The sequence below is a fragment of the Qipengyuania nanhaisediminis genome (genome assembly GCF_900115585.1).
Lineage (GTDB): Bacteria > Pseudomonadota > Alphaproteobacteria > Sphingomonadales > Sphingomonadaceae > Qipengyuania > Qipengyuania nanhaisediminis.
This window is the reverse complement of the sequence record NZ_FOWZ01000004.1, coordinates 82,787-105,623: the sequence shown is the minus strand read 5'-3', so window position 1 is coordinate 105,623 and position 22,837 is coordinate 82,787. Positions and strand designations below refer to the sequence as shown.

The window sequence follows — 22,837 nt, the reverse complement described above, 5'->3', positions numbered from 1 at the left end:
TCGCGCGGCGTTGGGACCGCGTGGCCCATCGGCGGCAATAATGTTGCGGTGCGGCGAGTCAATGCGAAATAGGTATGCGTCGGGAAAGGGCGGCTGTGTTGAATGAAGCGCCCTCTCGCCAAAATCGTTCCACTTGCCTAAAGCCCGCCTTGATGGACGTTACGGATCTACGCATCGCGCTGTTCAGCGGGAACTACAACTACACCCGCGACGGGGCGAACCAGGCGCTCAACCGGCTGGCCGACTACCTGCTCAGGCAGGGCGCAAAGCTGCGTGTCTATTCGCCCGTGGTCGACAATCCCGATTTCGAAGCGACCGGGGATCTCGTCAACGTGCCCAATGTGCGCATGCCGGTGAAGGGCCGCGGCGAGTATCGCCTGCCCCTGCGGCTCGGCAGCAAGGTCGAGTCCGATCTCGAACGCTTCGCGCCCAATGTCATGCACTTGTCCTCACCGGATCCGTCGGCGCACAAGGCGCTGAAATGGGCCCGGGCGCGGGACATCCCGGTGCTCGCCAGCGTGCACACGCGGTTCGAAACCTATCCGCGCTATTACGGCCTCGGCTTCCTGGAACCTGTCGTCGAGGCGGGCCTGCGGCGGTTCTATAATCGCTGCGATGCGCTGGTCGCGCCGTCGGAGAGCCAGATCGCCGAATTGAAAGCACAGGAGATGCACGAGGACATCTCCATTTGGTCGCGCGGGGTCGACCGCGAAATTTTCGATCCCTCCAGCCGCGACATGGAATGGCGCCGCGCCAACGGCCTTGCGGACGACGATGTGGCTATCGTCTTCCTTGGCCGGCTGGTCATGGAAAAAGGTCTCGACGTCTTTGCCGACACCATCGTCGAATTGCGGCGGATGCAGGTGCCGCACAAGGTGCTGGTCATCGGTGACGGTCCGGCGCGCGGCTGGTTCGAAAAAGCCCTGCCCGGCGGCACATTCGTGGGCTTCCAGACCGGCAAGGACCTTGGCCGTGCGCTCGCCAGCGGGGACATCTTCTTCAATCCCTCGATCACCGAGACTTTCGGCAATGTGACGCTGGAAGCGATGGCTTGCGGTCTGCCGGTAGTCGCCGCCGGGGCAACGGGTGCCGCCAGCCTCGTCACGCCGGGCGAAACCGGACAACTCGTCCCGCCGAGCAAGACCGATGCGTTCTCGAAAGGCTGCGCCGAGGCGCTGGCGCCCTATTGCACCGACGATGCCCTGCGGCTCGCCCATGGCGCGAATGGCGAAAAAGCCGCGCGCGCCTATTCATGGGACGCAATCAACCAGGCGGTGGTCGATACCTATCTGCGGCTGCACGCCTCGCGCACAGCCGCATAACAGGGCTTGGTCCTAGCGCAGGACACCCTTCTTCTTCATCGACCAGGCATACCAGAGCTGGAAGGTGGCAAGGCCCCACAACAGGACCGGGAACCAGCCGGGCTGCATTTCAGCCAGTTCGGCAGGCATATCCGCCCCTGCTTCGTAAACAGTCGTCAGCGCAATCCCGATGAGCGAGATGACGAAGGACCAGATGGCGAAGCGGCTGCGCAGCAAGAGCAGGACCGATCCCATCACGGCGCCCCATACGCCCAGTGCCCATCCGGCTTCCGCCCAGGCGGGAAACTGGTCGAGATAATCGATGCCCGCCTGCGGGTACCCCATGAAATTGAGGTAATCCATATTGCGCAGCTGTGTCTGCGTGTAATCGTTCGCGCCGAAGCCGTTCCACAACAGCGTCACGATCCCGACCACCCATAGGTGCCAGGGTTCCTTAGTCGCACTATCCATTTGATAATCCTCCCTCTCGCGTCCCTCGGCCACCAGACTAGCGCCGGGCCCGAAAGACGCAAGATTGAGGCAGATCAAAGGCGTTCGATCTTCTTCGCCAGCTCGTCCACCAAGTCGACGATCTCCCGCATGGTATCCTCGTCCAGCTGGCCGCTCTTGGCGCGGTTTTTCAGCACGGTTGCGAGATTGCCGACCGCACGGAACATTTCGGGCGTAGCAAAGGCCTTGTCCGACTTCGCGCGGTGCCTGCGCTGGCCTTCGATCCGGCCGATGAGCGTTTCGATCTCGTCTTTGCGGTCGGCCAGTTCGCCGCGGCCCTTCTCGGTCGCGCCATAGGCCCTTCGCGCTTCGTCGCCATCGACTTCGCGGATCAGGCCTTCATCCTGCAGCAGGGATAGGGTCGGATAGACCGTCCCGGGGCTTGGCGAATAGGTACTGCCAGTCATTTCTTCGACGGCCTTGATCAGCTCGTAGCCGTGACGCGGCTCTTCCGCGATCAGATGCAAAAGCAAAAGGCGCAGCTCGCCGCTCGCGAACATCCGGCGACGCCGCGACCTGTGCTTGCGGCCCGATTTTCCTCCGCCCTCGCCAAAGGGGCCGCGCGGGCCGAACGGACCGTTCGGGCCAAAAGGTCCATCGGGGCCGAATGGGCCGCGACGGCCGAAAATGCCGTCGGGTCCGAATACTCCCGAAGCGCCATAGGTCCGGGTGAAGCTGCCGTCGGCATCGGGATCGACATCCACGTCGATCTCCACCTCAACATCGAAATCTTCGCCTTCGGGCCGCTCGGGAATGTCGCCTTCCACCGGCTCGTCACGATCACCGCTGCAAGTCATATCGAATCTCCTCTTAGATATTACGAAGATATATCTTATTACCCTACTCGCAAGCGCCCCCTGCAATTTGTCGGCGAACGCACTATGTGATCCGATCAATGGCCGACCTGTTTCCCGAAGATCTCCCCCAGAGCCCCGCGAGCGTGGGCGTGCGCGAAGATGCGCCGCTCGCCGACCGGCTGCGTCCCGTTTCCCTCGCCGAGGTTATCGGGCAGGACCATCTGACCGGCCCGGAAGGAGCGATCGGCCGCATGGTCGCGGCCGGGCGTCTCTCCAGCATGATCCTCTGGGGCCCTCCCGGCACGGGCAAGACGACCATCGCGCGCCTGCTGGCCGACAGCGTGGGGATGCGCTTCGAAAGCGTCAGTGCAGTGTTCTCCGGCGTGGCCGACCTTAAGAAAGCCTTCGCCGCCGCAGACAAGGCTGCCGAGGCCGGTCAGCGCACGCTGCTGTTCGTTGACGAGATCCACCGCTTCAACCGCGCCCAGCAAGACGGCTTTCTGCCCTTCGTCGAACGCGGCACGGTGACGCTGGTCGGCGCGACGACGGAAAACCCCAGCTTTGCGCTTAACGCCGCACTGCTCAGCCGCGCGCAGGTATTGATCCTCCAGCGCCTCGACCGCGAAGCGCTCGGCCAGTTGCTCGACCGGGCAGAGGAGCTTGAAGGCCCCCTTCCCCTGACGGAAGAAGCGCGCGATGCATTGGTGGCGAGCGCCGATGGCGACGGGCGCTTCCTGCTCAACCAGGCGGAAACGCTATACAATGCGAAGATAGACGAACCGCTCGATCCGGCGGCACTCGGCAAGTTCCTCCAGCGGCGTGTCGCGGTCTACGACAAGGACCGTGAGGGCCATTACAACCTCATTTCCGCGCTCCACAAGGCGGTGCGCGGCAGCGATGTGCAGGCCAGCCTCTATTACCTCGCGCGCATGCTGACGGCTGGCGAGGAGCCGCGCTTCCTCGCCCGCCGGCTTGTCCGCATGGCGGTGGAAGACATCGGCATGGCCGACCCGCAGGCGCTGGTCCAATGCATGGCGGCGAAGGACGCTTACGAGTTTCTCGGCAGTCCGGAAGGCGAACTCGCGCTGGTGCAGGCCTGCACCTATCTCGCCACCGCGCCCAAGTCGAATGCGGTCTACAAGGCGCAGAAATCCTCGTTCAAGAGCGCCAAGGAAACCGGCAGCCTTATGCCGCCGCAGAACATCCTCAACGCGCCCACCAAGCTGATGAAGGATATCGGCTACGGTTCGGGCTATAGCTACGACCACGATGCAGAAGACGGATTTTCGGGCGACAATTACTGGCCCGAAGAGATGGAGCCGCAAAGCTATTACCAGCCGGTAGAGCGCGGGTTCGAGCGCGAGGTGAAGAAGCGCCTCGACTACTGGGACAAGCTGCGGCGTGAACGTGACTGACCGCTTCGACCATTTCGTGGCGATCGACTGGTCGGGTGCGAAAGGGGCGAAGCAGAAAGGCATTGCCGTCGCCATCGCCGATGCGGGAGGCGGCCCGCCGGTACTGGTCGAGCGGGGAAAAGGCTGGGGCCGCGAAGACGTGCTCGTCATCCTGCGCGACGATCTGCCGGACGACACGCTGGTCGGGGTGGATCTCGGCATCTCCCTCCCCCACGCCGATTGCGGCGCGTTCTTTCCTGCGAACGACGTGCTCCTCCCTCACGCGCCTGCCCTGTGGGCGCTGATCGACGACATCTGCTCGCATGAAGCGAACCTCGGCGCACAGGCCTTTGTCGATCACCCGTCCTACCGTCCCTATTTCCGCGATGGCAGCGATACCGGCGCACACTTCTTCTGCGACAATGCCGACCACCGGCGCGGGCGCTTTCGCGTGACCGAGCAAGTGCAGGCCAGCATGGGCTGCAAACCCTATTCGAACTTCAACCTCGTCGGCGCGGCGCAGGTCGGCAAATCCAGCCTCACCGGCATGCGGATGCTGCACCAGCTGCGCGGACGCCTGCCCGTGTGGCCGGTCGACCCGCTACCCCCCTCCGGTTCGGCTCTGGTCGAGATCTACACCAGCCTCGCCGCGCTTGAGGCTGGCCGCAGCGCAGGGCGAGCAAAGATGCGCACGGTCGAGGAGTTGAATACAGCGCTCACCGTCCTCGGGTCGCCTGCGGTATCCGGCAGCGGTGCAATCGACGACCACGCGTCCGACGCGCTGCTGACCGCGGCGTGGCTACGCAAAGTTGCAGGAGAACGGGAACGCTGGGCGCCGCGAGGACTTACGGATGAGATTGCACGCACAGAGGGCTGGACCTTCGGCGCATTTTAGCCCAAAGGCGCGCGTCGTTGGGTGAACAGGCCGGCTTAGCTCAGTTGGTAGAGCAGTTGATTTGTAATCATCAGGTCGCGGGTTCGACTCCTGCAGCCGGCACCACCCGCCCCCTCAACCTTCGCTTTCAGCCTCGCTTGCGGCCATCAGGTCCATGAAGTTGCGGGCGGCTTCGCGCTCGTCCTCGTTTTCGAATGCCACGTCGAGATCGGGCGCTGCGCCCAGCATGAAGAGCAACGACCACAGGGCAAACCGTTTGCCCGGGTCCGTTTCGAGGCCGAGGTCCACGCGGCAGCGTTCTATGCCCGCCTCCAAGCCTGCCGGAGTTACTTCGGTCAGATCCGTGGAAACGAAATAGCGGCGCATGAGATCGTCGAACTGCATGAGCGCCGGAGTAGGTGCGAAAGTGGCGCGGCGCAAAGACAATTCGGCAGGGCGCCCAGCTAGGGGTCCACCAATACTCGCCATCGGCGGGAAAAACGATTAGAGGCGCGCAATGCACTTTCTCGACCAAGCCAAGATCTACCTGAAAAGCGGTTCCGGAGGCCCCGGTGCCGTCAGCTTTCGGCGCGAGAAATACATCCAGTATGGTGGCCCCGACGGCGGCAATGGCGGCAAGGGCGGCGACATCGTTTTCGAAGCGGTCGAAGGCCTGAACACGCTGATCGACTTCCGTTACTCGCAGCATTTCAAGGCAAAGCGCGGCGGCCACGGCATGGGCCGCGATCGCACCGGCGCCGGCGCGCCCGACCTGGTGATCCAGGTCCCCGTGGGCACGCAGGTCCTGTCCGAGGACAAGGAAGAGGTGCTCGCCGATTTCACCGAGGTCGGCCAGCAGGTCGTCTTCCTCGAAGGCGGCATCGGCGGACGCGGCAATGCGAGCTACAAGAGCTCGACCAACCGCGCGCCGCGCCAGCACCAGCCGGGCGAACCGGGCGAGGAAATGTGGGTCTGGCTGCGGCTGAAGCTGCTCGCCGATGTGGGCCTCCTCGGCCTGCCGAACGCGGGCAAGTCGACTTTCATCAACCAGGTCACCAACACCAAGGCCAAGGTGGGGGCTTATGCCTTCACTACCCTCGTCCCGAAACTCGGCGTCGTGCGTCACAAGGGGCGCGAATTCGTCCTCGCCGACATTCCCGGCCTGATCGAGGGCGCAGCGGACGGGGCCGGCATCGGCGACCGTTTCCTCGGCCATATCGAGCGCTGCCGCGTGCTGATCCACCTGATCGACATCGCGGGCCAGGATCCGGCAGACGCCTACCAGACCGTCAATGCGGAGCTCGAGGCCTATGGCGCGGGCCTGCTCGACAAGCCGCAGCTGGTCGTGCTCAACAAGCTCGACCTGGCGGACAAGGAACTTGGCGCGGCCTTTGCCGACGAATTGCTGGCTGCAGGGGCGGAAAAGGTCTTCTCCATCTCCGGCGCGACGGGCGAAGGGATCGAGGAACTGATGGACGCGGTCCTGAGCTATCTGCCCGACCGCACCGCGACCGAAACCAAGGCCGCGCCTGTCGACGATACCGAGGCGGACGACGCCTCCGACTGGTCGCCTCTCTGACCGCGCGATGGCCATAGCCTCCCTCGCCGATATCCGTTCCGCCAAGCGGCTGATCGTCAAGGTCGGCTCGGCCCTGCTGATCGAAAACGGCGAAGCGCGGCGCGACTGGCTGGCCACACTGGCGGGTGAACTGGCTGAACTGAGGGAGGCAGGCACCGAGATCATCGTCGTGTCCTCCGGCGCAATTGCGCTGGGTGCCGCACGCTTGGGCCTGCCGAAGGGTGGCCGCGCAAGCCTTGCCGACGCACAGGCGGCGGCATCGGTCGGGCAGGTCGAACTGGCGCGGGTCTGGGGAGAGGCGCTGGCGGACCGTGGAATGCTCGCCGCGCAAATGCTGGTGACGCTGGGCGATCTCGAGGATCGCAGGCGCTATCTCAATGCCTCCGCAACGCTGCAGCGGCTCGTCGAAACCGGCGCGGTGCCGGTGGTCAACGAGAACGACAGCGTGGCGACCGAAGAAATCCGGTTCGGCGACAACGACCGGCTGGCCGCCCGCGTGGCGCAGGCTGCGGGCGGGGATGCGGTCCTGCTGCTCTCCGACGTCGACGGGCTCTACGACCGCCACCCGAGCGAAGATGGCGCGCAGCTGATCGAAAAGGTCGAGGGCGTTTCACCCGAAGTCATCGCCATGGCGAGCACGGAATCGGGCTCCGGGATGGGCTCGGGCGGCATGGTGGCGAAGCTTCAGGCTGCGCGCATTGCCGAGCGCGCCGGTATCTGCCTCGCTATCGTCAACGGCACGCACGACGCGCCTATCGGCACGGCACTGGACAGCGGGACCGGCACGCTCTTCACCGCGCAGGGCGAGGAGAGCGCACGCAAGGCGTGGTTGTCGGGCAGGCTTGCCCCGGCAGGTGTGCTGACCGTCGACCCCGGCTGCACCGCCGCGCTCGCCAATGGCGCCAGCTTGCTTGCGGCAGGTCTCACGGCGGTCGAGGGCGATTTCCAGCGCGGCGACCTCGTGGCGATCCACGGCGCGAAGGGCGAACGGCTGGGTCAGGGCCTCGTCGAATACAGCGCCGCCGAATGCCGCCAGATCGTGGGCCTGCGCGAAGAAGAGCAGGCCGACAAGCTCGGCTATGCGCCCCGCGCCGCCGTCGTCCACCGCGACCACATGGTGCGCGCATGATTGTCGCGCTGACAGGGGCCACCGGCTTCGTCGGCCGGGCCGTGCTCGACATCGCTGGCGACCGGGAGATCACGGTTCGGGCGCTGACCCGCCGCGCGCAGGACGAAACGGCAGGGGTGGACTGGATCGAGGGCAGCCTGTCCGACACCGCATCGCTGGAATCACTGTGCGACAGCGCCGACGCCGTCATCCACGTGGCAGGCCTCACGAATGCTCCCGACCCCGCTGCTTTCCGCGAGGCGAATGTCGAGGGAACCGCGCGCCTGATCGAGGCCGCCAAGGCCAAGAAGGTAAAGCGCTTCGTCTTCGTCTCCTCCCTCGCCGCGCGCGAGCCGGGCCTGTCGGCCTACGGTGCATCAAAGGCGGAAGCGGAAAAGCTCGTCGAGGCGAGCGGCCTCGACTGGACGACAGTGCGTCCGCCCGGCGTATACGGCCCGCGCGATGTCGATTATTTCGAGATGTTCCGCAGCGCGAAATTCGGCTTCCTCCCCCTGCCCCCGCGCGGCGCCAGCTCGCTCATCCACGTCCACGACCTTGCGCGCCTCCTGCTCGACCTGGTCGATGCCTCACCCGCCCTCGTGAGGCGCAAGACCTTTGAACCCGACGACGGGCGCGAAGGCGGCTGGGGCCATGACGAACTGGCGAAAGCCATCGGGCAGGCCGTGGGACGCAGGGTGTTCGCCCCCCACCTCCCCAAGAGCGTGCTGGAACTGGGCGCGAAGGCTGACAAGCTGCTGCGCGGCGACAAGGCGCGCCTGACTGCCGACCGGGTCGGCTACATGACCCATCCGAACTGGGTTTCGCGCTCCGCAATGAAGGTGCCCGCCGCCGTTTGGGAGCCCCATATCGAAAGCCGCGACGGCTTGAAGATGACCGCGCAATGGTATCGCGAGGAAGGCTGGCTCTGATCTCGCAAGGGCGCAATTGCCCTTACCGCTTCTCGCTCCTAGTCTCGCGTCAGGGTTGCGAGTCGTGAGCGGAAACATCCGCCTTCATTCACGGGTCGCTGTGGAGGTCTTCATGAGAAAACTGATACTCGCCGCAAGCGCGGCGATCCTGGCAGGCTGTTCGCAGGCTGCCGAAGAAGAAGTCGTAGACGAACCGGTGGAAGAGCCCGCCATGGTGGACGAATCCGGCATCGCCGCGGACGGCCAGGCAACCCCGGGAGTGTACCGCGTCACGTCTTCGGACGGCAACGTATACGACGAGGATGTTCGCGCCGACGGCACCTACACCCAGTCGCTCAATGGCGAAGTCGTCGAGACCGGCAGGTGGGACCAGAAATCGCCGAGCCAGTACTGCTACACGGTCGATGAAGCCTATGTCGACGAAGACACTCCCGCCGGGGAGCAGTGCAATACCGAACAGATCGGCGAAGACGGGGTCTGGACATCGACCAATCCCGCCGGGGAGACGGCCGTGGTCGAACGCGTAGAAAGCTGAGTTGAACCAATCGGGGCGCGGGGGACCTGTCCTTCGCGCCCTTTTTTGTTAGAGGAACGGTTCCTCGCCCGGCTTGTGAATGCCGCACTCCACCTTGTCCCAACCGCTCCACCGACCCGCGCGCGGGTCTTCGCCGGGCTTTACCTCGCGGGTACAGGGCGAGCAGCCGATGGAGGGGAAGCCGCGCTCCACCAGCGGATGACGCGGTAGCTCGTGCTCTTCGAAATAGGCAGCGATCCTGTCCGCATCCCAGTCGATCAGCGGGTTGATCTTCATCCGGCCCTGCGCATCAGAAGTGTCCACTTCGAAACGCGGCAGATTGGCACGGGTGGTGGACTGGAATGCCTTGCGACCCGTGAGGCTCGCATCATAGCGCGCCAGCGCCTTCTCCAGCGGACGCACCTTGCGCAATTCGCAGCATCCGTCCGGGTCGTATGACCAGCGAAGGCCCGTTTCATCACGCTTTTCGAGATCGGAAAGCTCGGGATAGAGATCGACCCGATTGAGGCCGAGTAAATCCGTCAATTCGTCGCGATAGGCGAGCGTTTCGGGAAAATGCTTGCCCGTGTTTAGGAACAGGATCGGAATGCTGTCGTCGATCCGCGAGACGAGGTGCAGGAGCGCCGCACTTTCCGCACCGAAGCTGGAAACCAGGGCGATCTCGCCCACCAGATTGCCTTCGACCACCGCGCGCAGCCAGTCTTCGGTCTCGCTACCGCGAAACATGCGGTTCAGGCGGATCGCATCGTGATCCGTAAAGCGTGGCCCCGTGTCGAGGCGGTCGATGGCGCGTGTCTCGTTCATGCGTGCCGCTTGGCCCAGATCGGCGTGCGGCTGTCGGCGGCGGGCTGGTACACTTCTGGCCAGCGCGAGAGCGCGGTTTCGAGGTCTTCTTCGTTCAAGGCTGCGTCCGGCTCGAACGCGTCGAAGCCGCAGCGGCGCATATAAGCGACCTGGTCCACCAGCACATCGCCCACGGCGCGCAGTTCGCCCTTGTAGCCGGCCTCGCGCAGCAGGCGCGCCGAAGAATATCCGCGCCCGTCACCGAATGCGGGGAAGTTCACTTCCACCAGCGCAAGACGATCCAGATGCGGGATCAGTTCGCGCGCGTCGTCGCCCGGTTCCACGCGCACGGCGCTCGCATTCGACTGGTCGAGGAAGGAATCGACTGTTACCGCCGCATGATCGACGGGCTCGTCTTCGCGATAGCGGATGAGCGTGTCGGTGTCGGAAACGAAGTCAGCCATAAAGGGCCTCCTTGAAGGGGGTCATGCCGATACGGCGGTAAGTGTCGAGGAAGCGTTCGCCGTCCTGGCGCTCGCGCAGGTAGACGTCGGCAGCCGTTTCGACCGCGTCGACGATGCCTGCTTCATCGAAGCCGGGGCCGGTGATCTTGGCGAGGCTCACGTCCTCCGCCTCGCTTCCGCCGAGCAGGAGCTGGTAGTTCTCGACTCCCTTCTTATCGACGCCAAGGATGCCGATGTGGCCGGCATGGTGGTGCCCGCAGGCGTTGATGCAGCCGGAAATCTTCAGCTTGAGCTGGCCGAGCGCCTCGGTTTTGCCGTTGGCGGCGAAACGCTCCGAAATCTGCTGCGCGACCGGGATCGAGCGCGCATTGGCGAGGCTGCAATAGTCGAGGCCCGGGCAGGCGATGATGTCCTCGACCGTGTCGAGGTTCGGGCTGCCCAGTCCTGCTTGATCGAGAGCGGTCCACAGCGCGTGGAGATCGGCCTTGCGAACGTGCGGCAGGACGATGTTCTGCGTATGCATCACCCGCAGTTCGTCGAAACTGTAATCGCGCGCGAGGTCGGCCATCAGGTGCATCTGCTCTGCCGTCGCATCGCCGGGAATGCCGCCGACAGGCTTCAGGCTGATGACGGCGGACACGTATCCTTCCGCCTTGTGTGCAACCGTATTGCGATCGACCCAGAGGGCGAAATCGGGATCGGAGCGGTCGATCTCAGCAGGCAGGTCCGCTTCGAAGAGCGGGTCCTCGAAGAAGGTCCGGATACGCTCGAGTTCGGCGAAGGGAGGCTCCACGCCCTGTTCAAGAAGATGCGCGAATTCTGCCTCGACCTGGCGGGTATATTCTTCCGCGCCCATTTCGTGGACTAGGATCTTGATCCGCGCCTTGTACTTGTTGTCGCGCCGTCCGTGGCGGTTGTAGACCCGCAGGCACGCCTCGGCATAGGTGACCAGCTGGTCGAGCGGGACGAAGGGGTTGATGCAGGGTGCGATCATCGGCGTGCGGCCCATGCCCCCGCCGACGTAGAAGGCAGCGCCCAGTTCGCCGTCCTGCTCAACGATCTGGATGCCGATGTCGTGCAACCGCATGGCTGCACGATCGGTATCGCTGGCGATCACCGCGATCTTGAACTTGCGCGGCAGGTAACTGAATTCCGGATGGAAGCTCGACCACTGACGCAGCAGTTCAGCGTATGGCCTCGGGTCGACGACCTCGTCCGCCGCAGCGCCCGCGAAGTGGTCGGACGAGATGTTGCGGATGCAGTTCCCGCTGGTCTGGATCGCGTGCATTTCGACCTTGGCGAGATCGGCCAGGATATCGGGCGCATCTTCCAGCTTGATCCAGTTGTACTGGATGTTCTGGCGCGTGGTGAAATGCCCGTATCCGCGATCGTACTTGTCCGCAATATCGGCCAGAGCGTGCATCTGCCGACTGTCGAGCGTGCCATAGGGAATGGCGACGCGCAGCATATAGGCGTGCAATTGCAGGTAAAGACCGTTCATCAGCCGCAGCGGCTTGAACTGGTCTTCGGTCAGCTTTCCTTCGAGACGGCGGCGTGCCTGGTCGCGGAATTCCTCGACCCGGGCATCGACCATCTGCTGGTCATATGAATCGTATTTATACATCAGATTACCCAGTTGCCGATGTCGGGATCGGCGGGTTTGAGAGTGAGATCGGGGCGCACCGTCGGGCCGATCGCGCGGACGCGGTCCTTGATGTGCGAAGGACGCGGGCTGCCCTCGTCCATCGTGGCATCGATCGCATAGGGCGCATTGACGCGGCGGGCGGATTCCTCGCGGCGGGCGATTTCATCCTCGCTGCCGGTCACGTCTACGGCGTCTTCGACATGAAGCGACCAGTCGCTGCCGGTCCACCAGGTCACCGCACCCGTCTTGAGGTCGTTACCGGTCAAAATCCTCATCGTGCAGCCTCCTGTGCAAGAGCCGCGAGCGAGACATTATCGCGCGCCGTCACCTCGCCGATGATGATAAGCGCGGGGCTTACGACTTGTTCGGCTTCGACGAGGTCGGGCAGAGCAGCCAGCGGAGCGCGCAGCACGCGCATTTCGGGGCGCGCACCGTTCTCGATCACGGCCACCGGCATGTCGGGCGAAAGGCCGTCTTCCATCAGCTTTTCCGCAATTTGCGGCGCGGTCTTCACGCCCATGTAGATGACGAGCGTGCGGCCCTTGCCGGCAAGTCCGGCCCAGTCCTGGTCCTTCAGCCCCTTGCACTGGCCGGCGACGAAGCTGACGATCGAGGATGCATCGCGGTGGGTGAGCGCAATCTGTGCGGCTGCTGCCGCGCCGTTGGCGGCACTGATGCCCGGGACGACTTCGACCGGCACATTCGCCGCGCGCGCCGCTTCCGCTTCTTCGCCGCCGCGCCCAAAGATGAAGGGATCGCCGCCCTTCAAGCGCACGACGTCTTCACCGGAGCGGGCAATGCGCACCAGCAGGTCGCAGATGTCTTCCTGCGCCATGGTGTGCTTCGAACGCTGTTTCGCGACCGAGATCAGCTCGGCCTCGGGATGGGCGAGCGCCAGGATTGCAGGATCGACGAGACCGTCGTGGACGATGATCCGCGCGCGATCGAGCAGGCTCGCAGCCCTCAGCGTCAGGAGGTCGGGATCGCCCGGCCCCGCGCCGACGAGATAGATGGTTCCGGTATTTGCCATGAGGCATAGATGCGCTGCATGGCTTTTGCGCGCCAATCAGAATGAGTGCGTGGGCAGGTAGCGCAGATTTTGAAATCAGCGCTGTGCGAGCGCAAAACTATTCTTTTGTAACCTGGTCGCCGCCGCTGCGGGCTAACATCATCTCGAACCAGCGGTCGAGCTGGTCGCTGGAGCGGATGTGCAGGTCGCGCTGTGGGAACGGGATTTCGATGCCGTTTTCCTTGAACAGCCACCACAGTTTCTTGAGCACGGCACTGCGCACATTGCCGACCCCGTCTTCAGGATCCTTGATCCAGCAGTGGATCACGAAATTCACCGAATTGTCGCCATATTCGGACATCCACACTGTCGGCGGCGGCGCTTTGAGAACCCGGTCGCTTGCCCTGGCGGCTTCGAGCATGAGCTCTTCGGCCAGTTTCATGTCGGCTTCGTAGCTGACGCCCACCGGGACCTGCATGCGCACGTTCTTGGAGGAGTAGGACCAGTTTTCGACCTGGTTGATCATCAGGTTTTCGTTCGGGATGAGGTATTCGCGCTGGTCGCGGGTCGTCACGGATACCGCGCGCACGCCGATCTTGCGGATCTGGCCGAAGCTTTCGTTGCCGGCGGCATCGGTCACTGCAATGACGTCTCCCGGCTTGATCGACTTGTCCATCAACAGGATGATCCCCGCGATCAAATTACCGAAGGTCTTCTGGAGACCGAAACCGATGGCGAGGCCGAAGGCACCGGAGAACACCGCCAGCGCGGTCAGGTCGATGCCGAGCAGGTCGATGCCGAGGAATAACGCCGCCGCCCAAATGGCGATGGTAACGATCTTTTCGACCAGCAATTGCTGCGTGTCGTCCAGCCGGTGGATACGGCGCACCAGCCGCCGGGACAATTTGCTGATGAACCACGCGAAGGCGATCACCCCGACGAGGATCGTGGCGACGATCAGCACGTCGAAGAGCGAAATGCGCATGTCGCCGAAACTCAGCGCCAGGGAATCGAGCGTGTCGACGATCGACCCGACCGTGGCGCTCTTCTCGCTGACCGCTTCCCTGATGCCTTCCGATGCCGCGACGGCGGTTTCTTCCGGCGCGGGTTCGGCCAAGGACCACGCCTGCTCTACCGTATCGGCTTGCGGGGTTTCGCTGCTTGCGGGTGGTGTATCGCCCTGCACGGCTATCCTTTATCCATTGCCACGAAGGCCTGATCGAGATCGGCGATCAGGTCGTCTGCATCTTCGAGACCGATCGATAGGCGAATTCCGCAGCTATCGCCAATCCCCCAATCTTCCTTGGGCCAATCCATCACGCTGCGCACGCTCGGCACGTCGAACGGCAGGGCAAGGCTTTCGAAGCCGCCCCAGCTGTAGCCGATGCCGAACAGCTCCAGCGCATCGATAAGGCGGACCCTCGCCGCATCGTCGCGGTCCTTGAGGACGAAGCTGAACAGGCCGCAGCCGCCGGTGAAATCGCGTTCGTATAGTTCGTGCCCCGGCGAACCGGGCAGGACCGGGCACAGCACCTGCGCCACGTCGCCGCGCGCTTCGAGCCATTCTGCAATCCTGAGGGTAGTCGCGGTTTCGCGTTCCAGCCGCACACCCATCGTCCTCAGCCCCCTCAGCGCGAGGGCGGCATCGTCGGGCGAAACGACATGACCGAGTTGCTGCGCCGTCATGCGCAGGCGGCGATACCAGCGCTCTCCAGCGCTGGCCGAGCCCATCATCAAATCTGAATGGCCGCCGACGTGCTTTGTCAGCGCCATGATCGCTATGTCGCAGCCGCGCTCCAGCGCCGGGAAGCCGAGCGATGTCGCCCAGGTGTTGTCCATCAGGCTGACCGCTCCCTGATCCCTCGCAATCGCGGCGAGCGCAGGAATATCGCATAGCTCCATCGTCAGGCTGCCGGGGTTCTCCAGCATGACCGCCTTGGTCCGGTCGCAGAACTTTTCCTCAAATCCATCGAGGTCGAGAGGGTCGAAAAACCGGTGTTCGACGCCAAAGCGCTTGAGCAGTCCCATGGCGGTATTGCGGGTCGGGTCATAGGCGTTGTCGGTAACGAGCAGGACATCGCCTGCCTTCAGCACCGCCATGAGCGCCCCGACAATGGCCGCAACGCCGCTGGGGTAAAGGACCGTGCCATGTGCGCCCGGCTCAAGCTCGGTCAGCGCGTCCGACAGTGCCCATTGCGTCGGCGCGCCGCGCCTGCCGTAAAAGAAGCGCCCGTCCTCATTCGCCTTGGGCCCTTCGCGCAGCGCAGCGCAATCGCGGTAGAGATGCGTGCTGGCCCGCCAAACCGGCGGATTGACCACGTGCCGGGCGAAATCGCCCGTCCGCCCCGTCGTCACCAGGCGCGTGCCCTTGCCCTGCTTTCCATTGGAGCCCGCCATGTTCAGCCAGCCGAGCCCTTGGCCTTGGGAGTATCGGGATCGGCGCCCCACTCCATCCAGCTGCCATCGTACAGCGCGACATTCTCCTTGCCCGCCAATTCCAGCGCGAACAGCAGGACGCAGGCCGTCATGCCGCTGTTGCAGCTGGTGATAACCGGCTTGTCGAGGTCGACGCCTGCGCTTTCGAAGATGCTGCGTATCTCATCTGCGCTGCGGTAGGTGCCGTCCTCGTTCAGCAGCCGCGTGAAATGCACATTGGCCGCGCCGGGGATATGGCCGTCGGACCCGCTGCCCTCTTCGCCCGCGAAGCGCGCCGCGTCGCGGGCATCGACGAGTTGGGCATCGCCATTCTCGATAGCGTCGAGAATATCCTGCTTGCCGCGCACATCGCGCCGCATGTGCGGCTCCGGATAGTCGCGCGGCGCGTGATCGAGACAATCGTCCTCAAGCGGACGATCTTCCGCTATCCACTTGGCCAGCCCGCCGTCGAGCACGGCCACATTGGGTTCGCCCGCGTGGTCGAAGAGGAACCAGGCCCGTGCCGCGCTGCGGATGTCGCTGTCGTCGTAAAAGACAATGCGCGCACCGTGCGCCACGCCAAGCTCGCGCATCCTCTCGGCGAACTGCTCTGCGGTGGGCACGGCCTTGGGGACGCTGGAGCCGGGATCGGTCAGCGTGGCGAGGTCGAGATACCGCGCACCGGGAATATGCCGCTGCCGGAACTCCGCCTGTGCGTCCCGGCCGCTGTCCGGCAGGTGCATGGTCGCATCGAGGATGATTACGTCATCGGCACCGATGCGCGCGGCGAGCCATTCTGTCGAAACAAGCTTGTCCATCACCCCGTGCTAGCGCGCAGGCGCGAGGCTGTCGACGTCAGTCGAGGGCGCGGGCCGCAATCGGGCTCCAGCTGCGCGGCCCTTCGTCGAGCCGGAACGGGGCGACACGCCCGCCATTCGCCTCGCCCTGCCCGATGACAAAGGTCCGGACAGTGGGCTCGCCCTTCGCGTCGCTTACTTTCAGCCGCAGGAGCGGGATCAGCAGCGCCATCTGCCCCTGCCGCACCGCATGGACATTGGCGAGCGGGAGCTGGATCTTCCCTTCGTAACGCACGCTTTGGCCAGGCGCGATCCGGTCGAAGACGTGCTGCTGGGGCAGTTCCTGTCCGGGCGCTGCAACCTGCTGTTCAACGGGCAGGTTTCCATGCGCGGAGACGAGGTCGCCCGAAACCGACACGCCGGACATGCCCGAGGTCGCGCGGTTCAGCACGCTGACCCGGTAGTCGAGCGTTGCGTTCGCAAAGGAAAGCGTCAGCTTGATCGCTTCGACCTTGAGCTGCACGGGCTTGGCGACCGGTAAGGCAGCGGGCGTCTGCTTGGGCGGCACGACGGGTCGCTCGATCCTTGGGGGCGGCGCGCTCGCGCGCTTGCGCTGCCAGGCAAGGAACGCGAGGCCCATGGCGATCAGTCCCGCCAGCGCTGCAAGGATGATCGGCCAGGGAAACCCTACCGTGTCCTGTGCGGCCACATCCTCGACCGGCTCGTCTGGCGCGATCGGTTCGAGTGCGGGCGGAGATATCGAGCCAGGAGGATCGATCGCGGTGTCCGTTGCAGGCGAAGCCTGTTCCGGAACCGTATCCTGCGGGGCATCTGCTGCCGGACTTGCCGGGCGCGCCGGTCCGACAGCCGGGGTCTGCTGAGGAACGCGGCGCGGCGCGGTTTCTATGACCGGCTCCGAAGCAATCGTCGGAGCAGGCGTCGGCGTGTCCTGAGGCGCCGGAGTGGCTTGCTGGGTCGGCGCGGGCGTGGGCCGTGCGGTTTCGATCACCCGCGGACGGGTGGTGACAGGCGCTTCGTCATCCACCGGGCCCTGCACCTGCGGCGTGGGCGTCGGGGTCGGGTTCGACGGCGGGAGCTGGAAATCCTGTACGCGCTGCGCCGCTGCAGAAGCAGGCAGGGCAAGCAAGAGGGCAGCAAGAAGAGGGGTAGAACGCATATTCATGGTAACGGCCGGTCTGGTCGGGGAGGCGCGCTGAATAGGCGGTGAAGGATGCGCATCCAAGCCCCCTCCTTGCGCCAGGACGACATTCGCGGCAGATGCGCGGCATGAGCGACACACCGACACCCAAGTTCCTTGGCGAGAACAGCCCCCTGCCCACCTCTCCCGAAGAGGCAGAACTCGACTACGTCCCCAATCCGCGTGCAGGCCAGCTTTACCTGGTCCGGTTCGCAGCGCCGGAGTTCACCTCGCTGTGCCCGGTAACCGGCCAGCCCGATTTCGCGCATCTCGTGATCGACTATGCGCCGGGCGAAACGATCGTGGAATCGAAGAGCCTGAAGCTTTTCCTCGGTTCCTTCCGCAATCACAACGGCTTCCACGAGGATGTGACGGTCGGCATCGGCCAGCGCCTGTTCGATGAAATGAAGCCGCGCTGGCTTCGCATCGGCGGATACTGGTATCCGCGCGGCGGCATCCCGATCGACGTCTTCTGGCAAAGCGGTGCCCCGCCTGCCGACCTTTGGCTTCCCGATCAGGGCGTCTCGTCCTATCGTGGCCGCGGATAGGGAGAAAATGCGATGATTGCGAAGCTGCCGAAAACCGCCCTCTGGCTGGCCGTAGGGCTGGTCCTGTGGTTTGCCGCTGCCGTCTTCGGACCGAAGTTCGGGCTGATCGACTGGCGCTTTGCATTGGGCACGATGGTGCGGGAGTGGGGACCGATCCTGATCGGCATCACGGCGCTGGTGGCCGTCATCGCACTTGTCGCGATTCTCTGGAAAGGCCCGCGCGGCCAGTGGTGGAAGGCCGCCCTCGCGCTCTCCATTCCCGCCGCCTTGATGGGGGGCCTCGCTTCGGTCGCATCCACCGCCGAAAGCGTTCCACCGATCCACGACGTCGCCACCGACGTCAGCGATCCGCCGCAGTTCACGGAATGGACCCGCGAAAAACGGGCCCAGGTATCGGCCAATCCACTCAACGATTATGCCACACCGCTCGGCGAATTGGACGCCTGGAGCGATATGGACAGTCCGCTCGCTACGCAATCGCACGCACAGATCATCGCCGAAAGCTACCCCGACCTCGCCACGATTCCCTATTCGGGCGATGCAAGCGATGCGATGGTCGCAGTCTCGCTCGCCATGGAAGATATCGGGCTTTTTGATGTGACCAGCGATGTCGACGGCGGACGGGTCGAAGGCGTGGCGGAAACCTTCCTGTTCGGGTTCAAGGACGATGTGGTCGCCCGCGTGCGCGATGGCGAGATCGACCTGCGCTCGGTCAGCCGCGTCGGCCTGTCGGACCTTGGCTACAACGCAGCGCGCCTGCGCGAATTGTCGGAAGCGATCGAGAGCCGCCTCAGCGAGTGAACCGGTCGATCCAGCGCCGGTCCAGCCAGTCCTTGAGCTTGCGCAACCAGCGACCCTTCAGCGCAATTTGTCCGTAGCTTACGATGGCCTCTCCGCGACCCGTATTGAACAGGTAGAAATCCATTCCCCTGCCGCGATAGGTGTTCGTCGGTGCCTGCCCGTTCATGGCGCGGCGCAGGTTGTCCGCAAGCACCGGTCCCGCATAGACTGCATGGACGCCCGAATGCGGCAGTCGCCGGTCGGTGCGGCGCGCGACGTCGCCGGCCGCGAAGATAGGAGGGTGGCTGCCGGAGCGCTGGTAACGGTCGACCTCGATGAAGCCGTCCTCGTCGACAGCCAGCCCGCTTTCCCGCGGCCAGTCCGGCGCTCCGCTGCCGATCGCGGCGACGACCAGTTCCGGCGGCTTCAACTCATGCCCGGGAACACAAAGGCCCTGCTCCTCGAAGGAGGCGTCGGCTTCGATCAGCCTGATGCCCTGCGCGGCCAATTCTGTCCGCGCCTTGCGCTGCACGGATGCTGCGTGATCGGGTAACAGCCCGCCCTTGCCGGCAATCAGGGTAACGCGCGTCTTCTTCGGCATGGGCGCATTGGCGAAGCCGAAAGCAAGCTCCAGCCCGCCTGCCCCGCCGCCCACGACAGCAATACGGCGCGGCGTTGCAGCGCTATCGCGCAGGTCGCGCCAGCGGTCGACAAACCGATCGATGGGACGAATATCGAGGAGGCGCGGATCATCGCCCAGCACCTCGCTTGCCCGGCCCGAACCGCCGGTCGCGATCGAGCAGATGTCGAAGGCGATCTGTGTGCCATCGTCCAGCAGGACCGACCGCCCCGAAGCGCCGATGCCCACCGCCGAGGCTTGGATCCATTCGATCCCGGCCTCTTCGACCAGCGGTTGCAGAGGAATCATCGCTTCGCTCGCGCGGTACTCCCCCGCCAGCCAGCCGGGGATCATGCCGGAATAGTGCATCGCCTTGCGCGGCTCGACGATGACCACCCTCTCGCAGGGCAAACCGTTCTTGCGAATATCGTCGATGACGCCGAGGTGCGCGTGTCCGGCGCCAATCAGCAAAAGGGTTTTGCCGCTCATTCCGGCGGTCTACCGCCAATCGCCCGTTAGCGGAACTGCGGCATCGTTCAGTTGCGGATTTTCCAGCCCGACTTGAGTACCCGATAGACCGCAAAGGCGAGCAGCAGGTTGAATATGCCAAGGCCGATCGCTCCGTTCACCACTGCTTCGTTGGTATCGCCGATGTCGCTCTTGCCGAGGAAGCCGAAGCGGAAGCCGCTGATCACGTAGAAGAACGGGTTGAGGCGGCTGATCGTCTGGAACACGGGCGCGAGGTTGTCGATCAGGTAGAATGTGCCCGACAGCAGGCTGAGCGGGGCGATCACGAAATTGCTGACGGCAGCGTTGTGGTCGAACTTTTCCGCCCAGATCGATGCGAGCAGACCGAGCAGCGACAGCATGACGGCGCCCATGAGGCCGAACCAGACGACCGCCCAAGGGTGTGCCAGCGACAAATCGACACCGGGATAGAATGCCATGGCCAGCGCGACCGCACCGCCGACGAAGATCGCGCGGGTTACGGCGGCTGCGACGATGCCGCCCATCAGTTCGCTTTCCGACAGGGGCGGCATGAGGAGGTCGATGATCGTGCCCTGGATCTTGCCCGACAGGAGCGAGAAGCTGGAATTGGCGAAGGCATTCTGCATCATGCCCATGACGATGAGGCCCGGCGCAACGAAGGTGGCGAAGTTCACGCCCAGCACTTCACGCCCCTCGCGGCCCATCGCGACGGTGAAAATCACCAGAAAGAGGAAGGTCGATACGCCCGGAGCCCAGATCGTCTGCGTCTGGACCTTGAGAAAACGCCGAACCTCCTTAATATAGAGACTCCATAACCCGATGCGGTTGATCCCGGTAATCACCGGTTCTCCGCGAGCGGGAAAACGACCCTTCCTCCCGGCATTATTCTCGGTGAACGAAGCATCGCCTTGCGGCACGGCGGGAGTGGCGGGTTGGACTTGATCGGCCATGGGCGTGCGCCTAGGGCCAAGCATCCCGGCTGGCAAGCTACGTCGGGCCATGTAAGGAATACGGATTAGGTATGAGCTGGACCGACGAACGGATCGCGACGCTGAAGAAGATGTGGGAAGGCGGCTCCACCGCCAGCCAGATCGCAGAGGAACTCGGCGGCGTCAGTCGCAACGCGGTAATCGGCAAGGCGCACCGCCTCGGCCTCAAATCCCGGCCCTCTCCCGTAAAGAGCGGCGAGAAGAAAAAAGCTGCCAAGCCGGCTCCCAAGCCTGCGCCGAAGAAGGCTGCACCGCGGGCGGCTGCGAAACCGGCCAAGCCTGCAGCGCCCGCACCGGCTCCCAAGCCTGCTGCCACTGCCGCACGTGCGGACGCAACGCCTTCGCAGCCGCTGCCCAACAAGACGCCCGACCTGCCCAAGATCGTTTCGGTCGGACCAGGCGGCTTCCTGCGCCAGGGTCCCGGCGACCAGCAGCCGCCGATCCCGCCCGCGCCGCCGCGCCGACTGGTTCCTGCAAAACCCGATCCGTCGATCGCGGACAAGACCAGCCTGCTGGACCTGTCCGACAAGGTCTGCCGCTGGCCCATGGGTCATCCGGGCGAACCCGATTTCCACTTCTGCGGCGAAGCGGTGAACCCCGGCTTCCCCTATTGCGTCGAGCATTGCGGGCGGGCCTACCAGGCACAGCTGCCCCGTGGTGCACGCCGTCCCCCTCCGCCTCTTCCATTTGGCGGCCCGCGCGTCCGCTAAGCGGGTTAGCCAAAGTCTAAAGAGCTGAATTTCGCGAAGAATGGTAGAAATCCGCCATTTTTCGCGAAATCTTTCCTCGGCTTAAACCATATCGATTGACCACCCTGTCACCTCTTCCTGCGAAAAGGAGAGCGTGTCCTATGTTAATGGGCACGTTCGAGGACAAGGATCGTCATGGATTGGGCAAGCGCGTCATTCGGCGCCTTTATGGGAATAGCGATAGTGGTCAGCGTAACCTCGCTGGCCCTCTATCCCTTTGTCCAACGCAGTTATCTCTTGTGGTGTTCGCTCCGCATCGCCTGTTTCGCAGCGATGACCATTACGCTGCTCTCGTTCGGCCCTGGCGAGAGCCTGTTTGCGGGACTGGATAACCGGGCCCTCGGCGAAGTGGCGCTTGCGCTCGGCGTCGCATGCACCGGACCGTTCTTTGCCACCTACGTGGAACAGCATATCGATCTGGCGCACCATCGCCGGCATCTTTGGTACATCCTGCCACTCGGCATCTTCGCTGCAGGAGCGACCCTGCTGGGCGGAAGCTGGCCCATTTTCCACCAATTGCACGATTTCGCCCTGCTTGCCGCGACCTTCCTGCTCGGCAACAGCCTGTTTGCGGCCATCCGCCGGAACAGCCGCGTTGCAAAGATCCAGGCGATCGTGTGGGGCCCGCTCGTCCTGCTCGGTCTGTGCGCCTTTGCGTATGAATTCTTCGCCCGCACAACCATCCCGCACTGGCCGCGCCTGGTGCTGGGCGCGCTGTCCTTCGACCTGATCATCACCTTCCTGGGGATCATGAACGGATTCGGCCGCGTGAAGCTCGAACGCGACCGTGCGCTGGCCAACATCGAGGCAGCCGAGCAGATGATGCTGATCGATCCCCTGACGAATATCGCCAATCGCCGTGGTCTCGAACAGCATTTCGCTTTCGATACCGCGCGCCACCCCTCGGGGCTGGCGATCATCGATTGCGATCACTTCAAGCGCGTCAATGACACCTTCGGTCACGAAGTCGGCGATCGCGTACTTGTGGCAGCAGCACAGGCGCTACGGTCCGACGACGTCTTCGCCGCGCGCCTTGGCGGTGAGGAATTCATCATCCTCATCTATTCCGACGATTGGGAGAACACGGCCGAGAAAGCCCGCCAGCGCATTACGCAGGCTGTCAGGGCGGCCGTTCCGGACATGAACCTGCCGGTCACGGCAAGTGCCGGCCTGACCGCTCTTTCGCGAACCGATGCATTGTCGGTGGCCATGAACCGCGCCGACAAGGCTTTGTACGCCGCGAAGGAAGCAGGCCGCGACCGCAGCGTTTCGATCGCAGAATTCCAGTCGGATAGCGCCCCTCTTACTCAGGTCGCTTGAAGCAC

25 protein-coding genes and 1 tRNA gene are annotated in these 22,837 nt (G+C 64.2%); 12 read left to right on the top strand and 14 right to left on the bottom strand.

Going from position 1 to position 22,837, the window contains the following annotated elements:
• Positions 1 to 152 precede the first annotated feature (152 nt).
• Positions 153 to 1,322 carry a glycosyltransferase family 4 protein gene (locus tag BM173_RS11835; protein WP_090481975.1) on the top strand — a complete coding sequence of 390 codons (1,170 nt, stop codon included), beginning with the start codon at positions 153 to 155 and terminating at the stop codon, positions 1,320 to 1,322.
• A gap of 12 nt (positions 1,323 to 1,334) precedes the next feature.
• On the opposite strand, the gene BM173_RS11830 is transcribed toward BM173_RS11835, so the two are convergent.
• Positions 1,335 to 1,772, bottom strand: coding sequence for a hypothetical protein (locus BM173_RS11830; protein WP_143089641.1), 438 nt, complete (start codon positions 1,770 to 1,772; stop codon positions 1,335 to 1,337).
• Between the two features lie 74 nt (positions 1,773 to 1,846).
• Complete coding sequence (locus BM173_RS11825; protein WP_090481969.1) at positions 1,847 to 2,608, bottom strand: PadR family transcriptional regulator; 762 nt, start codon at positions 2,606 to 2,608, stop codon at positions 1,847 to 1,849.
• Positions 2,609 to 2,706: 98 nt separating this feature from the next.
• Here BM173_RS11825 and BM173_RS11820 point away from each other — a divergent pair, with 98 nt between their 5' ends.
• From BM173_RS11820 to BM173_RS11810, 3 genes are all read left to right on the top strand, one after another.
• Positions 2,707 to 4,023: a replication-associated recombination protein A gene (locus BM173_RS11820; protein WP_090481966.1), complete on the top strand. Its 1,317-nt coding sequence runs from the start codon at positions 2,707 to 2,709 to the stop codon at positions 4,021 to 4,023.
• Positions 4,016 to 4,897: a hypothetical protein gene (locus tag BM173_RS11815; RefSeq protein WP_425438813.1), complete on the top strand. Its 882-nt coding sequence runs from the start codon at positions 4,016 to 4,018 to the stop codon at positions 4,895 to 4,897. Before BM173_RS11820 ends, BM173_RS11815 begins: the two co-directional genes overlap by 8 nt.
• A 29-nt stretch (positions 4,898 to 4,926) precedes the next feature.
• Positions 4,927 to 5,002 (top strand) — tRNA-Thr (locus BM173_RS11810).
• A gap of 9 nt (positions 5,003 to 5,011) precedes the next feature.
• Here the strand turns inward: BM173_RS11810 and BM173_RS11805 are convergent.
• On the bottom strand, positions 5,012 to 5,281 hold the full coding sequence (locus BM173_RS11805; RefSeq protein WP_090481959.1) for a hypothetical protein: 270 nt from the start codon (positions 5,279 to 5,281) through the stop codon (positions 5,012 to 5,014).
• Between the two features lie 112 nt (positions 5,282 to 5,393).
• On the opposite strand from BM173_RS11805, the gene obgE reads away from it, so the two are divergent.
• The 4 genes from obgE to BM173_RS11785 all read left to right on the top strand — a co-directional run bounded on the left by obgE (position 5,394) and on the right by BM173_RS11785 (position 9,027).
• Positions 5,394 to 6,455, top strand: a complete 1,062-nt coding sequence (gene obgE / locus BM173_RS11800; RefSeq protein WP_090481955.1) for a GTPase ObgE — start codon at positions 5,394 to 5,396, stop codon at positions 6,453 to 6,455.
• Between the two features lie 7 nt (positions 6,456 to 6,462).
• The gene (gene proB, locus BM173_RS11795; RefSeq protein ID WP_090481952.1) at positions 6,463 to 7,584 is read left to right on the top strand and encodes a glutamate 5-kinase; all 1,122 of its coding nucleotides are present in this window, start codon (positions 6,463 to 6,465) and stop codon (positions 7,582 to 7,584) included.
• Positions 7,581 to 8,492 carry an NAD-dependent epimerase/dehydratase family protein gene (locus BM173_RS11790; protein ID WP_090481949.1) on the top strand — a complete coding sequence of 304 codons (912 nt, stop codon included), beginning with the start codon at positions 7,581 to 7,583 and terminating at the stop codon, positions 8,490 to 8,492. Before proB ends, BM173_RS11790 begins: the two co-directional genes overlap by 4 nt.
• Positions 8,493 to 8,604: 112 nt before the next feature.
• Complete coding sequence (locus BM173_RS11785) at positions 8,605 to 9,027, top strand: hypothetical protein (protein ID WP_143089640.1); 423 nt, start codon at positions 8,605 to 8,607, stop codon at positions 9,025 to 9,027.
• A gap of 48 nt (positions 9,028 to 9,075) precedes the next feature.
• On the opposite strand, the gene BM173_RS11780 is transcribed toward BM173_RS11785, so the two are convergent.
• The 9 genes from BM173_RS11780 to BM173_RS11740 form a co-directional block, all read right to left on the bottom strand.
• Entirely contained in the window at positions 9,076 to 9,831 is a 756-nt protein-coding gene (locus tag BM173_RS11780; RefSeq protein WP_090481943.1) for a phosphoadenylyl-sulfate reductase, read from the bottom strand.
• Positions 9,828 to 10,274: a DUF934 domain-containing protein gene (locus BM173_RS11775; RefSeq protein ID WP_090481940.1), complete on the bottom strand. Its 447-nt coding sequence runs from the start codon at positions 10,272 to 10,274 to the stop codon at positions 9,828 to 9,830. Before BM173_RS11775 ends, BM173_RS11780 begins: the two co-directional genes overlap by 4 nt.
• Entirely contained in the window at positions 10,267 to 11,898 is a 1,632-nt protein-coding gene (locus BM173_RS11770; RefSeq protein ID WP_090481937.1) for a nitrite/sulfite reductase, read from the bottom strand. Before BM173_RS11770 ends, BM173_RS11775 begins: the two co-directional genes overlap by 8 nt.
• Positions 11,898 to 12,194, bottom strand: a complete 297-nt coding sequence (locus BM173_RS11765) for a DUF2849 domain-containing protein (protein ID WP_090481934.1) — start codon at positions 12,192 to 12,194, stop codon at positions 11,898 to 11,900. The genes BM173_RS11770 and BM173_RS11765 overlap by 1 nt, the downstream gene beginning before the upstream one ends.
• Entirely contained in the window at positions 12,191 to 12,949 is a 759-nt protein-coding gene (gene cobA, locus BM173_RS11760) for a uroporphyrinogen-III C-methyltransferase (RefSeq protein ID WP_090481931.1), read from the bottom strand. Before cobA ends, BM173_RS11765 begins: the two co-directional genes overlap by 4 nt.
• 97 nt (positions 12,950 to 13,046) lie before the next feature.
• Complete coding sequence (locus BM173_RS11755) at positions 13,047 to 14,114, bottom strand: mechanosensitive ion channel family protein (RefSeq protein ID WP_090481928.1); 1,068 nt, start codon at positions 14,112 to 14,114, stop codon at positions 13,047 to 13,049.
• Between the two features lie 2 nt (positions 14,115 to 14,116).
• Positions 14,117 to 15,325, bottom strand: coding sequence for a cystathionine beta-lyase (gene metC / locus BM173_RS11750; RefSeq protein WP_090481925.1), 1,209 nt, complete (start codon positions 15,323 to 15,325; stop codon positions 14,117 to 14,119).
• Between the two features lie 2 nt (positions 15,326 to 15,327).
• Positions 15,328 to 16,161, bottom strand: coding sequence for a sulfurtransferase (locus BM173_RS11745; RefSeq protein ID WP_090481921.1), 834 nt, complete (start codon positions 16,159 to 16,161; stop codon positions 15,328 to 15,330).
• Positions 16,162 to 16,198: 37 nt separating this feature from the next.
• Positions 16,199 to 17,317 carry a hypothetical protein gene (locus BM173_RS11740; protein WP_218152651.1) on the bottom strand — a complete coding sequence of 373 codons (1,119 nt, stop codon included), beginning with the start codon at positions 17,315 to 17,317 and terminating at the stop codon, positions 16,199 to 16,201.
• A 110-nt stretch (positions 17,318 to 17,427) separates the two neighbouring features.
• Between BM173_RS11740 and queF the strand changes: the two genes are divergently transcribed.
• On the top strand, positions 17,428 to 17,886 hold the full coding sequence (gene queF / locus BM173_RS11735; protein WP_090482756.1) for a preQ(1) synthase: 459 nt from the start codon (positions 17,428 to 17,430) through the stop codon (positions 17,884 to 17,886).
• Positions 17,887 to 17,898: 12 nt separating this feature from the next.
• Entirely contained in the window at positions 17,899 to 18,687 is a 789-nt protein-coding gene (locus BM173_RS11730; RefSeq protein ID WP_090481916.1) for a DUF1499 domain-containing protein, read from the top strand.
• Here the strand turns inward: BM173_RS11730 and BM173_RS11725 are convergent.
• Entirely contained in the window at positions 18,677 to 19,774 is a 1,098-nt protein-coding gene (locus BM173_RS11725) for an FAD-dependent oxidoreductase (RefSeq protein ID WP_090481912.1), read from the bottom strand. The genes BM173_RS11730 and BM173_RS11725 overlap by 11 nt on opposite strands.
• 47 nt (positions 19,775 to 19,821) lie before the next feature.
• Positions 19,822 to 20,724, bottom strand: a complete 903-nt coding sequence (locus BM173_RS11720) for an ABC transporter permease (protein WP_090481908.1) — start codon at positions 20,722 to 20,724, stop codon at positions 19,822 to 19,824.
• A gap of 71 nt (positions 20,725 to 20,795) precedes the next feature.
• Here BM173_RS11720 and BM173_RS11715 point away from each other — a divergent pair, with 71 nt between their 5' ends.
• Together BM173_RS11715 and BM173_RS11710 are read left to right on the top strand one after the other, a co-directional pair.
• Positions 20,796 to 21,473: a GcrA family cell cycle regulator gene (locus tag BM173_RS11715; protein WP_090481905.1), complete on the top strand. Its 678-nt coding sequence runs from the start codon at positions 20,796 to 20,798 to the stop codon at positions 21,471 to 21,473.
• 174 nt (positions 21,474 to 21,647) lie between these two features.
• Positions 21,648 to 22,832, top strand: coding sequence for a GGDEF domain-containing protein (locus BM173_RS11710; RefSeq protein ID WP_090481902.1), 1,185 nt, complete (start codon positions 21,648 to 21,650; stop codon positions 22,830 to 22,832).
• The last annotated feature ends 5 nt before the right edge of the window (positions 22,833 to 22,837 follow it).

Coding starts and splice junctions, on each gene's coding strand:
- obgE (WP_090481955.1), top strand. CDS start 5,394: ATGCACTTTCTCGACCAAGCCAAGATCTACCTGAAAAGCGGTTCCGGA.
- BM173_RS11780 (WP_090481943.1), bottom strand. CDS start 9,831: ATGAACGAGACACGCGCCATCGACCGCCTCGACACGGGGCCACGCTTT.
- BM173_RS11770 (WP_090481937.1), bottom strand. CDS start 11,898: ATGTATAAATACGATTCATATGACCAGCAGATGGTCGATGCCCGGGTC.
- BM173_RS11835 (WP_090481975.1), top strand. CDS start 153: ATGGACGTTACGGATCTACGCATCGCGCTGTTCAGCGGGAACTACAAC.
- BM173_RS11790 (WP_090481949.1), top strand. CDS start 7,581: ATGATTGTCGCGCTGACAGGGGCCACCGGCTTCGTCGGCCGGGCCGTG.
- BM173_RS11740 (WP_218152651.1), bottom strand. CDS start 17,317: ATGCGTTCTACCCCTCTTCTTGCTGCCCTCTTGCTTGCCCTGCCTGCT.
- BM173_RS11725 (WP_090481912.1), bottom strand. CDS start 19,774: ATGAGCGGCAAAACCCTTTTGCTGATTGGCGCCGGACACGCGCACCTC.
- cobA (WP_090481931.1), bottom strand. CDS start 12,949: ATGGCAAATACCGGAACCATCTATCTCGTCGGCGCGGGGCCGGGCGAT.
- BM173_RS11715 (WP_090481905.1), top strand. CDS start 20,796: ATGAGCTGGACCGACGAACGGATCGCGACGCTGAAGAAGATGTGGGAA.
- BM173_RS11785 (WP_143089640.1), top strand. CDS start 8,605: ATGAGAAAACTGATACTCGCCGCAAGCGCGGCGATCCTGGCAGGCTGT.
- proB (WP_090481952.1), top strand. CDS start 6,463: ATGGCCATAGCCTCCCTCGCCGATATCCGTTCCGCCAAGCGGCTGATC.
- metC (WP_090481925.1), bottom strand. CDS start 15,325: ATGGCGGGCTCCAATGGAAAGCAGGGCAAGGGCACGCGCCTGGTGACG.
- BM173_RS11745 (WP_090481921.1), bottom strand. CDS start 16,161: ATGGACAAGCTTGTTTCGACAGAATGGCTCGCCGCGCGCATCGGTGCC.
- BM173_RS11710 (WP_090481902.1), top strand. CDS start 21,648: ATGGATTGGGCAAGCGCGTCATTCGGCGCCTTTATGGGAATAGCGATA.
- BM173_RS11825 (WP_090481969.1), bottom strand. CDS start 2,608: ATGACTTGCAGCGGTGATCGTGACGAGCCGGTGGAAGGCGACATTCCC.
- BM173_RS11765 (WP_090481934.1), bottom strand. CDS start 12,194: ATGAGGATTTTGACCGGTAACGACCTCAAGACGGGTGCGGTGACCTGG.
- BM173_RS11720 (WP_090481908.1), bottom strand. CDS start 20,724: ATGGCCGATCAAGTCCAACCCGCCACTCCCGCCGTGCCGCAAGGCGAT.
- BM173_RS11730 (WP_090481916.1), top strand. CDS start 17,899: ATGATTGCGAAGCTGCCGAAAACCGCCCTCTGGCTGGCCGTAGGGCTG.
- BM173_RS11820 (WP_090481966.1), top strand. CDS start 2,707: ATGGCCGACCTGTTTCCCGAAGATCTCCCCCAGAGCCCCGCGAGCGTG.
- BM173_RS11805 (WP_090481959.1), bottom strand. CDS start 5,281: ATGCAGTTCGACGATCTCATGCGCCGCTATTTCGTTTCCACGGATCTG.
- BM173_RS11830 (WP_143089641.1), bottom strand. CDS start 1,772: ATGGATAGTGCGACTAAGGAACCCTGGCACCTATGGGTGGTCGGGATC.
- queF (WP_090482756.1), top strand. CDS start 17,428: ATGAGCGACACACCGACACCCAAGTTCCTTGGCGAGAACAGCCCCCTG.
- BM173_RS11775 (WP_090481940.1), bottom strand. CDS start 10,274: ATGGCTGACTTCGTTTCCGACACCGACACGCTCATCCGCTATCGCGAA.